Raw genomic sequence first — 13,225 nt, forward strand, 5'->3', positions numbered from 1 at the left:
AAATCAATGATATCGACACAGGAATGACCCGAATTTGTTCACTTTCTTCATCAAAAAAAATGTTAGGATAGAGGCATCACTTCATAAAAAATGAGGAGAGTCACAAGTGCGGGTACATCCTATTTACTTTTTACGTCTTACAGGCCTATTCGATGGCCTTTCCTTATTAGTATTGATGGGCATCGCGATGCCCTTGAAATACGTGTGGGGCTTAGACAAAGCCGTAACCATCATCGGAAGTATTCACGGCGGGATATTTTGCTTGTACGCTCTGGCGATACTCTATGCGGCCACTCGCGTCAGATGGAGCCTACTCTGGTCTCTTGCTGCGTTACTCGCCGCTTTTGTACCGTTTGGGAACTTCTTTCTGGATCGCAGATTGAAAACGGCACAGGATTTGTATCCTCTGAAGCCGTTTAATAATGCCCTGCTCGTATATGGCATCATTTTTTTCTCGTTCTTTGATTTGTTCTCGCAGTTGCCGGTCATGAGTACATTTGCTGCTTCCGTAGGTGCCAGCTCATTTGTTATAGGCTTTGTCATCGGTCTGTATTCGTTATCCAATACCTTTGGCAATATTATCTCTGGCATGCTGACAGATAAGGTTGGTCCATCCAAACCACTGTTTATCGGATTGATTTTATCAAGCTGTGCCTTGCTGCTGTATCACATCGTCGACCAGCCGTTTCTGTTGATTATCGTGCGAATCATTCACGGATTTGTTGCCGGGTTGATCGTTCCTGCTGCCTTTACTTTCTCTGCGAATAACACGGCACATGAGCAGCAAGGACGAAAGGTTGCTTTCACCGGTACCTTTGTGGGACTCGCAGCGATTATCGGACCTGCATTCAGCGGCATTATGGCAAGCAAAACCTCCGTGCCTTTTGTCTTTACATGTGTAGCTGTTATGGGTTTTTTCCTAGCCATCCTGTCCGTCATTTTTCTGCAATCCACTCAGGCCTGCAAGAAAGAGAAGCTTAAGAAGGACGTTCCAACCTCAGCCTTGATCTTCAATGCTGGGATAATCAAGGCTTACGGCGGTGCCTTTTTGCTCATGTTTTCACAAGGTGTGATCGCTTACCTTTTGCCCTTGCATGTGCAATCGCTTGGATACGATTCGAAATTAAGCGGTACATTAATGAGCACTTTTGGGATGATTGCCGTCTTGCTTTTTGTGCTTCCGACCAACCAGATTTTTGATCGTGTGGCCTCTTCCAAAACGATGTCCATCGGAATTGGTTTCATGGGCGTGAGTCAGCTGCTTATTGGTCAATCCAACACAACATTGGCACTCTACTGCATGTTAGGACTATATGGGATAGGCTTTGCTCTCTTGTTTCCCTCTGTCAATACGATGCTCATTCAATCGACGTCGCAAGAATTGCGGGGGAAAGCACACGGTTACTTATACGCCTTCTTCTCTCTCGGTGTGGTTGTCGGCTCAGGCCTTTTAGGTTGGCTGCCCTTCTCCATTGAGGAAGGTTTTCTGTTCACAGGAAGCCTGCTGCTCGTGTTTGCCGCTTTCATTGCCATGCATAAGCAACGAGAGCGCTTGCTGAATCAATAAAATAATCGATAGCAGCCGTCGTTTGGAACAACAAAACCTCCTCAACCACTAAGCTAGTGGTGAAGGAGGTTTTGCTTCCCGTTGTTCAGAAGTGCTAATGCTTTCAACCGCGGAATCACTACGAATCAGGCATGCAGCCAACAGCCCAATGCCAAGTACGATTGCAAGCAGTACAAAAGTAAGTTCATAGCTGCCAACATTCATCAAACGGATGGACAATATCGGCCCAAGACTTGTTCCCGAAAACAGGATAAACGTATACACCGAAACCGCAATTCCCCGCGATTTGCCCCCTAGCTGTCCAATAAGCGTGATCAGGGAAGGAACGGATAACGCAATTCCAGCAACGAAAAGCACACTCGTACCGATCAAAAGAGACAAATTAGCTATCATACCGAGGGAAACCATACTGACCACTGCCAGACCTAACCCGCAGCGTAGCATGGTACGTAAGCCAAACCGTTTTGCCAGTCCGCCCGCCAGTGGAGAAATGAGCATGCCCACTACACCAATCGTTCGAACAAGTAGAATATCCTGGTTGCTAAGCCCAAAATCAGGTCCCGCCAAATAACTGCCCAATACCGTATACATATTAACGAATGACATAAGCAGTACAAGAGCGATTATGTAACTCAAGATGATATTTTTTTGTTTGAACAGGGAGGGAATTCGCTTAATCGGCTCCCAAATATTCACGGTTACAAGGGGACTCTCTTCTTTTGGCAGCCATCTCATCACCACGAGCAGCGTCACGAAATAGATAGCAGCAAGCAGATAGAATACGGCGTGCCAATTGTATTGTTGACTCATTACGCTACTGATCACTTGACCAATGATTCCTGCCGCCAAAAATCCTGTGCTGATAAATCCGATTGCCGTTACCCGTTTTGCCGGAGGGAACATTTCCACAGCATAGGCGAGCGCAATAGGCGAGAACGTAGCAGCGGCAGCACCTTGCAAGCTCCTGAGGACAATGATCCATGCGAAATCATTTGCACTACCAAGCAACAAAGAAATGAGAGTCAGGACAATCATCCCGATCACAATAACGTTCTTGCGGCCATACTTTTCGGACAACGGTCCATAAATCAGGCACCCAATGGCAAACCCAACCGAAAATGCGCTGCCTGCTGCTGCAGCCTGTGTCAACGTAATACTGAAAAGATCGGCAAATATGGTCATAAGGGGAATCGTAACGTATAAGCTCGACATGACGACGATTCCAGACCAGCATAGGATTGCCGTCATGAGTGAGTAGTTTCGCTGTGGCATCGCACACCTCTTTTTCAAATATGTACACACATTATAGTTAGATTATCTAATTATATTTACAAAAAAATATGATCTTATCTTCCCACCCCCAGTTTCTTTTCCATGCTGCTATTCAACTTCATCAAGATTTTTTCCAGCAGCATCCGTTCTTCCTCTTCTAATTCGCTCATAATGGAGGCGCAGGCAGACCAAAAAACTGGCAGTACTCTGGTTACTAAATCTCTGCCTTCCTGTGTTATTTTGACATGAATCTTGCGACCATCCAGCCTGCTTTGCTCTCTGATTATCCAGTGCCTTTTTTCCAGCCAGTCCAGCAAAGCTGTAACAGAAGCACGCCGAATGCCCAGCCTGTCTGCAAGCGAAGAGGGGGTGATAAGTTCTCCGTCTTCATGTAACGTAAGCAACAGCAATACGTCCCATTTACACTCCGTTATGCCGAATTTCTCCAAATTCAAATCAATGACGTCTATGGCGTTATCCCCCATCCATAGCATCAATAACCCCAAATGAGCCAATTTGCGATCCGTATTTTGCAGAGCTGTTTTTTCCATCAGATCCAAATACGGCTGAATACCTAGTTTTGGCAATTGATCGGATGTATGCTCACACTTGTTTTTTCTGCTCATGATCCACCTTACATATAATTAGACTATCTAACTAAAATCAATGTAATGGATTCTTTTGGATTTTGCAACCCCTAGAACCTTATTCCAAATACAGATACTCATGTCACCTTACAAGGACCTGGCAAGACGAAAGCCGAGATCATCAATTCGAAACGTGGGGTGACTGCGTCTACGGCAAGTCGCCCCACAGCCCCTGGCCTCTTCTGCCCAGCTGCCACCGCGAAAAATTCGGTAGGAGCCGTATACATTCACATCATAAAGGTCCCAGCACCACTCCCAAACATTTCCCAGCATGTCGTAGAGCCCCCACGCATTCGGCAGCTTTTGTCCTACCGCATGTGCTGTACCCTCAGCGTTCTCTTGGTACCATGCGATTTCATCCAGATCGCCGTATCGATAACCACCCGTCCCTGCTTTGCACGCGTACTGCCATTCAGCCTCTGTCGGCAAACGATAGCCATCCGCTTCCTCGTTCCATGCGACACGCTCACCATCTTCCCTTATCGAGTAGCATTCCGTGAAACCTGCTTGCTGAGAAAGCAAATTGCAAAACAAAATCGCATCGTTCCACGAGACATTTACAACGGGAGTCTCTGGGTGGTCATTCGGTCCAGCTGCTTTTTGTACAACCGAGAAGTATAACGCATTCGTAACAGGAACTGGTGCGAGTAAAAAAGCGTTCACCTCGGTTGTCCATGTGGCCTTAATCCGATCGTCCCGTAATTCGATATGCCCTGCTGGGATGTTCACCATGGGGTACGCCCGTTCCATCTCTATTTCACCTGGCTTAACTTCTCGAGCGCCTGCTCTTCGGTCGGCAAGAAAAAGATGTCGTTTCCGTTGTTGGATTCATAGATGAAGTCTTTTAGGCTTTTACTTGTGTACACCGAAAAATCTCCTACAATCGCTACTTTCACCCGATAATTGATGAACTTTTGCAGGATCTCGCCAGCAAGGCGTGTTTTTAAATCGAAAAAGCTTTCGTTAATCAATGATTTGTTTATAATGATACGATTACTGTCTGCCTCATAGTGTACGGTTGCAATCAGATCCAGGGCAGATTGTACATCAATAATCAATACCTCGCTTCCGCTCACGATCGCAATGTTTCCCACGGCTGCTTCTACCTTTGTAATATTCATGTGTACCCTCCTCATCTTCTATTGGTAATCTGCCTTACATAATCCTCACAAATATATCGGTTGTCTTCGCCGTTTGCCGGCTGAACGCTCGCCACTCGAAAGAAGCTCAAGCCCACAACCATCGCCATGAGTCCGTAGGCAGCGCTTTGCGAATCCTCTACGGACATAAGCCCGGTTTGCTTGCCGTAATCAAAAATCTTGGTGATGCCCTGCAAATCTCTCGAATAGCTGTTCGCAACCACTTCTTGGAGATTGGGGTCCAATGCGGCTTTGGAGAAGAATTGGACAAAGAGTCTTGCTTGATCTTCATGCGGGATGTACATGTTAGCGATGCCATCCAGCTGCGAAACATTGATCCGTTTTTCCTTGTCGTCCACGTATGGCGGCAAGATATGCGTAAGCGTAACGTCCATCATTTCCTTGGCGGTCATGGTGTTTTCAATGTCAGATTCGATTTTCAAGCCATAGTAGGCCAAGAATGCCTGAAAGGCTTCACTCGTCAAATTATCCTTATTCTTAAAATAATACGTGACGACACCTTTTGAGCAATCCGCATACTCCGCCACCTTATCCAATGTCATGCCATCAATCCCGTGATTGCTAATACAAGTGAGCGTCGCATTAATGACATCTGCTCGGCGCTTTGGTTCCATTCCTAATTTGGGCATGATTTTACCTCGTTTATTTATACTGTACAGTCGGAATAAAAAAAGTTTACACCATGATTTTCCAGTCTGTCAAACGAAGAGACTCTACCAAACAAAAAAACACGCTTACGCAGCGTGTTCCATCCTAACGTTACATGGCAAGTGCTTGGCGACTGATCCGATATTGCCCCGGTGTCAGCCCCGTCCATTTCTTGAAAGCATTTTGAAAGGCGCTTGGATCTGAAAAATGCAGCAGGTACGCAATCTCTCCGATGGAATACTCCGCTTGCTGCAAATACCCCATTGCCATTTCTTTGCGGACATTCGTGGACAATTCATGATAAGAAGTGTCCTCCGCCTTTAGTTTCGCTTGCAGGGATCTCGTACTCATATGAAAAGCAGCGGCAGTCTGCTGTAAAGTCGGAAAAGCCGCAGGCATACATCCCATCATCCATTGAAACACGCGGTCCGAAAATTCCCGCCCTCTGATCAGCTTCTCTCTAATTTCTTCCGCGATTGGTTCAAAAGCTTTACGTAGCCGAACATCTGAATACAGGATCGGGTATTGCAAAATTTCTTTGCCTACCAAGAGCCCATTTTCTTCTCCACCAAAGCAAGGCTCCATTCCGAACAGATTCAAATACGGAGCGACATTGGCCGTAGCGTCGTGTGTGAATCGTATTGCCTGTAACGGAATGGCGCGATGACTCATACGGACGATCAAGTGGTACAAGGAGCTGACCATATCTTCCATACAATGGCGAGACACGCTCCCAGGGCTTTGTCTATGAAACCGCAAGAAAACATCGTTCCCCCGCTCTTCCCAATCCAGCTCGTACCCGCTGCAAAGGATCACGTGATACCGCTGATAAGCCTTCAATGCATCGACGATTTTTTCCGAATGCATCATGACATAGCCAAGAATGCCCAGATCGGCAATATCGGTTAACTGCCCTTGATGCAGCCCAAAATGATCATCCTGCGTGTAAATGGCCGCTTCCTTCATCAAACGCTCGAGCTCCGCTTCATTAATGCGCGCCTCTACATCTTTTAACAAGCTACTGTCGAAAGAAATATGATCACAAAAACGCTCAAAATCAAGCTTTTTGTGAGTAATTGTCTTCATAATCGGATACACCATCGAAATCGCAAACCCATGCGCATTTTCCAAGTTACGGAACCCCCTTTGCGTGAATCTACAACATTTATGCGCTTTCGATCATTCATCTGTTCCCTTCCACACGATATGCTGAATACAGTTCAGTTTACCACGATCTGTCGTTTATGGAATCAACTCTACAGGGGGATATGAAAATGAACATTCTCGTTATCATCGGACATCCAGATCCCGAGAGCTATTGCTCTGCGTTGGCGCACGCCTATATGGAAGGAGCTAAAGGCAAAGCAGCACAGATTCGCATCATTGACTTGAGCCAAATCTCTTTTGACCCGAATCTGAAGTACGGATATCGGAAAAGAACGGAGCTGGAGGATGACTTAAAAGAAGCGCAGGACCTCATTCGTTGGGCGGATCATCTGGTCATTGTCTATCCGACCTGGTGGGGTACGATGCCCGCTATCTTGAAGGGATTTTTTGATCGTGTCTTATTACCCGGGTTCGCCTATAAATATCGGGAAGGCTCTTCTCTATGGGATAAGCTGTTGACGGGCAAAACCGCGCATGTGATTGTGACTATGGATACTCCATCTTGGTACAACCGATTGATCTACTGGCAAGCCGGACATCTCGTGATGAAACGCAACATTTTGAAGTTTTGCGGGATTAAGCCTGTGAAGGTTACGGAGATCAGTGGGGTGAATGCCTCGGCGGAGGAAAAGCGCAAGAAGTGGCTGGAAAAGGTGAAGCAGCTTGGGGCGAGGTTAGCCTAAGCCTAGCCGAACCATAGAACAAAAACTCAAGCCTATTTCAGCTTGAGTTTTTCCTGTTACCTTACTTATCGAGTGCTTTTGCACACTTTCCAAAAACTTGATGCGGCTATATGCGGGGCCGCCTTCCAGCAGAGGAGCAGCTAGTTTCTCCTAATCTGTCACTGTCCTGCACCTTCTTCCTAGCCTTATCCAGCGTATCTCTTCCGTTGGAATGATTTACCTAGGCAAATAAATCGTGCAAAGTGTATTTATTATGTAGCTGATTCTGAGTATGATAATAGTAAAAATAAGAAAGAGGCTATCATATGGATTCTACTTTTTCATCAAGAAAAGCAACAAAGACGAAAACCCTCGTTATCAATGCACTCTTTATCGCTTTTACTCTCGCAGCCACCATGTTTATCAATTTACGCCTCCCGATCATGGGGAACGGTGGTCTCATTCATCTCGGTAACGTGCCTCTTTTAATCGCTGCCTTTGTGTACGGCAGAAAAACAGGAGCTATCGCTGGAGCTTTTGGTATGGGCCTCTTCGATCTTATCTCCGGTTGGACAGCATGGGCACCGTTTACCTTCGTGATCGTAGGTGCAATGGGCTATGTAGCTGGACTCATCGCCGAAAAGGTGCCTGGCAATCGGGTATTTGTGTACGCACTGGCAGTTGCCGCTGCATTGGTGATTAAGATCGTGGGCTACTACTTTGTTGAGGTTATTCTTTACGGGAACTGGATTCAGCCGTTTGGCTCCATTCCGGGGAATGTTTTGCAAGTGGTTGTAGCAGCGATTATTGTCATTCCGCTGGTGGGGCGTTTGAAGAAGATTGTAGGACAAGGGTAAAAATCAAAAAATCGCTCAGGAGACATGAGTTCTCTTGGGCGATTTTTTCAGCGCTCTTTAAAAGATCGCCATTGCCGTACTCTACCAAATACAAAAAAACACGACCCATTGGATCGTGTTTTTTTGGTTAGGTGGGCATAACGGGATCGAACCGATGACCCCGGCACATCAACTTCTGCACCGAAGTTTGAAAATGTCAGTTCGCTACCTTTTGATTGGAAGCATGCTTGTCCTTTGCCGTATTCAGCTCAGCCTCGATCTGCGAGTTTTTCGACGACTCACCCATGCGCCAGTAAACAAGGAGGCTTATGGCAATACAAGCTGCTACATAGTAATAGAAGAGAGACTCGTTCCCGATGCTTTTGAACCATAGCGCGATGAACTCCGCTGTTCCTCCAAAGATCGCGACGGTCACCCCGTATGGAAACCCTACGCCCAGAGCGCGAATGGCGGTAGGAAACATCTCGGCTTTCACGATCGCGTTGATAGACGTATAGCCGGTAACAATGATAAGACCAGACAGCATCAGCAAGAAAGCAACATAAGGGCTAGTCGTTTGTTCCAGGAGCAAAAACATTGGTACGGTCCACAATGTTCCAAGAATACCGAAACCAATCAACAGCGGGCGCCGTCCAATTCGGTCGGACAGCATACCGGCAATCGGCTGCAAGACGACGAATACGAGCAATGCGGTAAAGTTAATCCAGCTGACTACTTCTTTCGGCAGTCCTACCGTAATCACCATGAATTTTTGCAAATAGGTCGTGTAGGTGTTAAAGGCGATGGTTCCCCCGAGCGTAAGGCCGACGACTGCCAGCACCGCCTTCGGATGCTTCATCAGCTCTCGAAGCGTACCCGCCTTCTCCTTGTTTTTCGACTCCATTTTGGTATACTGCTCTGATTCGTCCATACTACGGCGCAACCACAACACAGCTACTGCGCCAAATGCTCCGATGATGAATGGAATTCGCCAGCCCCATGCCATCATCGCATCTTCACTTAGTATTTGCTGCAGAATAATTTGCACACCCAGTGCCAGCAATTGTCCACTGATCAGCGTGACGTACTGGAAGCTGGAATAGAACCCTCGGCGACCACTCGCAGCCATCTCGGACAGGTACGTGGCAGATGTTCCGTATTCCCCGCCAAGCGAAAGACCTTGGAGCAGGCGGGCAAGAACGAGAATAATAGGAGCAAACACGCCGATCGTTTCATAGTTTGGTGTTACGGCAATCACCAGAGAACCACCTGCCATGATGGTGACAGACAACGTCAACGCGGCACGGCGCCCATGACGGTCAGCGTATCGGCCCAGGAGCAAGCTCCCGATCGGTCTCATTAAAAATCCGATAGCAAAAACAGCGGCAGTATTCAATAACTGGCTGGTAGGGTCTCCTTTTGGAAAAAACTGAGACGAGAAATACACCGCAAAAGCTGCATAGACATACCAGTCGTACCATTCAATCAGGTTCCCCAGTGAACCTTTAAAGATGTTGCTTGTGATTCGCCGCGTATTTTCACGATCACTCGATGGCTTCATTGCTGCCCCCTCCTTATGATTGACCCGAATCCATTCGCACTTGGGATTATTTAACCGCTTTCAAATGAAACTATACCTCTTCTGAAAGGGTTTACATATTTACCTGTATGGATTCTCGAAGAACTGTTTTCATTCTAAGTTGTTTGTTTTGCTAGAATCTATTGAATACTTCCAGATGTGCAAAAACGGCATCTGAGCTGCCGAAAAACCCAGTTGAGTTACATTGATTTTTCGACCGGATCGGGCTACCCTTTTCCATAGGGAGGCGGCTGTTATGACAATCACTATGCTTCTGGGACTGCTTGAAAACATCTCTGTAATCGCAGTCATCGCCCTTATCATCGGCCAGCTAGATTACTTTCGGAACATCGTGTACGGGAAAAACAACTGGATGCGGATCGTGATCCTCTCTACGCTGTTCGGGTTCCTGTCGGTAATCGGAACGGAGAATGGGCTACGGGTCAATGACGCACTCGCCAATACGCGCATTGTCGGTGCCGTCGCGGGCGGGTTGATCGGGGGGCCTGTCGTCGGTTTTTTTGCCGGCCTGATTGGAGGCATTCATCGCTATTCGATCGGTGGATTTACCGCATTCGCCTGTGCCATCTCGACCGTAATGAACGGCTACTTGGCCGGGATCGTAAGTACGAAAATGAATATGCTGCGTCTAAAATGGCAGCATATCGTACTGATTGGCGTTACAGCCGAGCTCATTCAAAAAGTTTTGGTGCTTCTCATGGCCAAGCCTTTTTCTGCGGCACTCGAACTGGAAGTAAAAATCGCGATCCCGACCACGATTATGACCATTGCAGGACTGTTGCTTTTCACGCGCGTTTTCCAAAATCTCAAAATGATGCAAGACCAGTCCGGCGCATTGGGGGCTAACCTGGCCTTGTCGATTGCAAGCCAGACGTTGCCTCATCTGCGGACGGGGCTAAATGAACATTCTGCAAATAAAACCGCTGAACTGATCCGTGAAATGGCCAGAGTGGATGCAGTCGCCATTACCGACCGAGAAAAGCTGCTCAGCGCAAAAGGCCACGAACTGGAGAATCATGTGCAGAAAGAGACGCTGTGCACACAAGTAGCGGAGGCTGTTTTGAACCACCCTACAGGGACATGGTGCGACAAAGATTTTGCTCTTCCGCGTCCACCTCGCCTAAAATCGATCAGCGCCGCATCGTTGTATCATCAAAACCAGAAAATCGGGACGCTGCAATTCTACTATAAAACCTCTTCCTCCAAGACGTCCCAGACCAACGAGAAGCTAGTGGACGGCCTCGCTAAGCTGCTGTCGGTCCAAATTGAACTGGCGGAGATCGAGCATCAAGCGAAAATGCGGAAGCAAGCTGAGGTGAGTGCCCTGCAAGCACAAATCAACCCGCATTTTCTGTTCAACACCTTGGGGACGATTATGTCGTATTGTCGTACAGACCCTGATCAGGCGAGAAACTTGATCGGTCATTTAAGTGACATCTTCAGGCGCAATTTGAAAAGCAAGGGAAATCATCACAGCTTGCAGGAAGAATTAGACGGAATCAAGTCGTATTTGGAAATCGAGAAGGTCAGATTTAGCAACCGCTTAAAGGTGAACATGGAGATCGACGAATCTCTGCTGGAGCGCAAATTGCCTGTCCTGACTTTGCAGCCGATCGTGGAAAATGCCATTCACCATGGACTTTCCCCAAAAGTTAGCGACTGTCTGCTCACGATTCGAGTGGAACCGTACGACCATGAAGTGAAAATCAGCATTGAAGACAATGGAGTTGGAATCAGTGAAGAGCGTTTGGCCGAAATCTGGAACAGCCGATCGAAAGGGATCGGCCTTGTCAATGTCCATTCACGGCTGCAATCCATTTATGGCAAAAAATACGGTCTCACGATTCAAAGTCAGCCTGGTTTGGGAACAGTCGTATCCTTTGTTGCTCCGTTATCCGTATTTGAAAAGGAAGTGCATCCAGATGCTCCTGAAAACAATCATCATCGATGACGAGCCAGCCATTTGTTCCGAATTGGAATATTTGCTGAAAAAATATATTGATATCCAGGTGGACGCAATCTATACCAATCCGCTTGAAGCATTGCCTCATATGATCAATTCTGAGCCTGATTTGCTTATGCTTGATATTCAGATGCCCGGGATGAATGGGCTTGAATTTGCCAAAACATTGAATCAGATGTCTAATCCCCCATTGATCGTTTTTTCTACTGCCTATCATGAACACGCTCTGGAGGCTTTTTCAACGCTGGCTGTGGGCTATTTGACCAAACCGATCATGGAATCGAAATTGGACGATGTGATCCAAAAAGTGAGGACACTGAGGAACCGATCGGCCATGAATGACCGCACCGCGACAGTCCCCCTGATAGAAGAGCATGTCTGCATCCGGAAGACCAACAAGATCATTCCGATCCCTGTAGGGCAGATTTACTTTGCGTTTGTGCGGGAGAAAGATTTATATGTGGCGACAAAAGAGAGTATCGACAAGTGCGACTTGTCCTTAAATGAGCTGGAGGAGATTTTGAATCGGTCGCGTTATTTCTTTAGAAGTCATCGGAACTATATTTTGAATGTGAAGTATATTAAAGAGATTATTCCGTGGTTTAATAATACGTATTTGATTAAGATGAATGATGACAGTCAGACCGAGATTCCTGTTAGCAGAGGGAAAATGAAAGCGTTTCGGGGTTTGATGAATTTGTGAATTTGGGGGAAGAAGGATGAACGGAGCGGGGAGAGAGTATCTTTTCGCTCCGTTTTTTCAGAGAAGCGCGGTATATTCGAGTTCCGAGGATGGATACTAAAACTATAAGATAAACCTCCGTCAAACTGGGGGGATTTCTTATACAAAAGATACAAAAAGAAAAAACGGCATCTCTGCCGTTTCCATAGTTGCTATATGGTGGACGAACCGATGACCTTTTCACTGCCAGAAGCGAAGTAGGGGTGATTTATGGTTATTGGGAAGTATATTAAATACCCTCGAACCCTTGATTTTTAAGGTTTTGTGGGCTTATTTTTCATTCGTCAATCTTACGTGTTATTTCTTGTTATCGGAAATATGTGACCATTTTTGTGACCACTTTCCCTAGCACATATAATCCGCTCAATTTCCAGCAACAAGAAGACCCGTTCATTTACATTCTTTAACTTTGAATGATAATTTTTATTGACATGGTATCAATTCACTTTATCACTCTTAGGAGAATTGAATTCATCCAATGATATCCATATTGTTTCAAAATAAGATCTAAATTGATTGATTCCTGTTTTAGTCTTAATCTCAATTCATTTTTCTCAATAAGATCATTGTTATAATTTTTAGCAATCTGAATTAGGTTCCTCAAATACTCACGATGCTTTGTATTTAATGTCATTTTTTGATTCTGTGCCAATTTTATATTAATTAACTCTATTTCTTCTTTTGGGATTTTGTTACTGAACTCAACATATGTTTGGAATTTATCTGTATGGTACTTCATTGCTGTGAGCGCATCGATTTCAATTGAATCTTTCAGTTTGAATACCGATAATAGTATTAATTGATAAAGAGTATAAGCAAAAACATATTCCTTAAATGTACTTAAAAGGCTATCCATCCCAATATCAGCACCCTTAAAAATGTAAACAATGATAGTGGTGACAAATAGAATCTCTAAAAAATATAATGTTACATGTTTTGTAAGCTTCAAAATTAATTTTCA

The 13,225-nt window shown here is 45.8% G+C and carries 13 protein-coding genes; 5 read left to right on the forward strand and 8 right to left on the reverse strand.

The genetic code is table 11. From position 1 onward, the window contains the following. Positions 1–106 precede the first annotated feature (106 nt). Positions 107–1,567, forward strand: a complete 1,461-nt coding sequence (locus FB479_RS08100) for an MFS transporter (RefSeq protein ID WP_142064019.1) — start codon at positions 107–109, stop codon at positions 1,565–1,567. Between the two features lie 48 nt (positions 1,568–1,615). Here FB479_RS08100 and FB479_RS08105 read toward each other — a convergent pair whose 3' ends face one another. From FB479_RS08105 to FB479_RS08130, 6 genes are all read right to left on the reverse strand, one after another. After that, positions 1,616–2,839, reverse strand: a complete 1,224-nt coding sequence (locus tag FB479_RS08105; RefSeq protein WP_142064022.1) for an MFS transporter — start codon at positions 2,837–2,839, stop codon at positions 1,616–1,618. A 74-nt stretch (positions 2,840–2,913) separates the two neighbouring features. Beyond that, positions 2,914–3,465, reverse strand: a complete 552-nt coding sequence (locus FB479_RS08110; protein WP_142064025.1) for a MarR family winged helix-turn-helix transcriptional regulator — start codon at positions 3,463–3,465, stop codon at positions 2,914–2,916. 108 nt (positions 3,466–3,573) lie between these two features. Then, positions 3,574–4,236, reverse strand: coding sequence for a formylglycine-generating enzyme family protein (locus tag FB479_RS08115; protein WP_142064028.1), 663 nt, complete (start codon positions 4,234–4,236; stop codon positions 3,574–3,576). A 2-nt stretch (positions 4,237–4,238) separates the two neighbouring features. Continuing rightward, positions 4,239–4,607, reverse strand: a complete 369-nt coding sequence (locus FB479_RS08120; protein WP_142064031.1) for a DUF4180 domain-containing protein — start codon at positions 4,605–4,607, stop codon at positions 4,239–4,241. 11 nt (positions 4,608–4,618) lie between these two features. Beyond that, positions 4,619–5,275, reverse strand: a complete 657-nt coding sequence (locus FB479_RS08125; protein WP_142064034.1) for a TetR/AcrR family transcriptional regulator — start codon at positions 5,273–5,275, stop codon at positions 4,619–4,621. Between the two features lie 130 nt (positions 5,276–5,405). Next, positions 5,406–6,425, reverse strand: coding sequence for an AraC family transcriptional regulator (locus FB479_RS08130; RefSeq protein ID WP_142064037.1), 1,020 nt, complete (start codon positions 6,423–6,425; stop codon positions 5,406–5,408). Positions 6,426–6,568: 143 nt separating this feature from the next. On the opposite strand from FB479_RS08130, the gene FB479_RS08135 reads away from it, so the two are divergent. Both FB479_RS08135 and FB479_RS08140 read left to right on the forward strand, forming a co-directional pair. After that, positions 6,569–7,144, forward strand: a complete 576-nt coding sequence (locus tag FB479_RS08135) for an NAD(P)H-dependent oxidoreductase (protein ID WP_142064040.1) — start codon at positions 6,569–6,571, stop codon at positions 7,142–7,144. A gap of 305 nt (positions 7,145–7,449) precedes the next feature. Continuing rightward, the gene (locus FB479_RS08140; RefSeq protein WP_142064043.1) at positions 7,450–7,980 is read left to right on the forward strand and encodes an ECF transporter S component; all 531 of its coding nucleotides are present in this window, start codon (positions 7,450–7,452) and stop codon (positions 7,978–7,980) included. Positions 7,981–8,176: 196 nt separating this feature from the next. On the opposite strand, the gene FB479_RS08145 is transcribed toward FB479_RS08140, so the two are convergent. Further along, positions 8,177–9,520 (reverse strand): MFS transporter, encoded by a 1,344-nt coding sequence (locus FB479_RS08145; RefSeq protein WP_142064046.1) that lies wholly within the window; start codon positions 9,518–9,520, stop codon positions 8,177–8,179. Positions 9,521–9,794: 274 nt separating this feature from the next. On the opposite strand from FB479_RS08145, the gene FB479_RS08150 reads away from it, so the two are divergent. Continuing rightward, on the forward strand, positions 9,795–11,510 hold the full coding sequence (locus tag FB479_RS08150; RefSeq protein WP_142064049.1) for a LytS/YhcK type 5TM receptor domain-containing protein: 1,716 nt from the start codon (positions 9,795–9,797) through the stop codon (positions 11,508–11,510). Further along, positions 11,482–12,225: a LytR/AlgR family response regulator transcription factor gene (locus FB479_RS08155; protein WP_142064052.1), complete on the forward strand. Its 744-nt coding sequence runs from the start codon at positions 11,482–11,484 to the stop codon at positions 12,223–12,225. The genes FB479_RS08150 and FB479_RS08155 overlap by 29 nt, the downstream gene beginning before the upstream one ends. Positions 12,226–12,706: 481 nt before the next feature. Here FB479_RS08155 and FB479_RS08160 read toward each other — a convergent pair whose 3' ends face one another. Beyond that, entirely contained in the window at positions 12,707–13,213 is a 507-nt protein-coding gene (locus tag FB479_RS08160; protein ID WP_142064055.1) for a hypothetical protein, read from the reverse strand. Between the last annotated feature and the right edge of the window lie 12 nt (positions 13,214–13,225).

It is taken from the genome of Brevibacillus sp. AG162, assembly GCF_006715575.1.
Lineage (GTDB): Bacteria > Bacillota > Bacilli > Brevibacillales > Brevibacillaceae > Brevibacillus > Brevibacillus brevis.

Excerpts from the sequence above, each read along its gene's own strand:
- FB479_RS08105 (WP_142064022.1), bottom strand. The coding sequence starts at position 2,839 with ATGCCACAGCGAAACTACTCACTCATGACGGCAATCCTATGCTGGTCT.
- FB479_RS08110 (WP_142064025.1), bottom strand. The coding sequence starts at position 3,465 with ATGAGCAGAAAAAACAAGTGTGAGCATACATCCGATCAATTGCCAAAA.
- FB479_RS08115 (WP_142064028.1), bottom strand. The coding sequence starts at position 4,236 with ATGGAACGGGCGTACCCCATGGTGAACATCCCAGCAGGGCATATCGAA.
- FB479_RS08120 (WP_142064031.1), bottom strand. The coding sequence starts at position 4,607 with ATGAATATTACAAAGGTAGAAGCAGCCGTGGGAAACATTGCGATCGTG.
- FB479_RS08125 (WP_142064034.1), bottom strand. The coding sequence starts at position 5,275 with ATGCCCAAATTAGGAATGGAACCAAAGCGCCGAGCAGATGTCATTAAT.
- FB479_RS08135 (WP_142064040.1), top strand. The coding sequence starts at position 6,569 with ATGAACATTCTCGTTATCATCGGACATCCAGATCCCGAGAGCTATTGC.
- FB479_RS08140 (WP_142064043.1), top strand. The coding sequence starts at position 7,450 with ATGGATTCTACTTTTTCATCAAGAAAAGCAACAAAGACGAAAACCCTC.
- FB479_RS08145 (WP_142064046.1), bottom strand. The coding sequence starts at position 9,520 with ATGAAGCCATCGAGTGATCGTGAAAATACGCGGCGAATCACAAGCAAC.
- FB479_RS08150 (WP_142064049.1), top strand. The coding sequence starts at position 9,795 with ATGACAATCACTATGCTTCTGGGACTGCTTGAAAACATCTCTGTAATC.
- FB479_RS08155 (WP_142064052.1), top strand. The coding sequence starts at position 11,482 with ATGCTCCTGAAAACAATCATCATCGATGACGAGCCAGCCATTTGTTCC.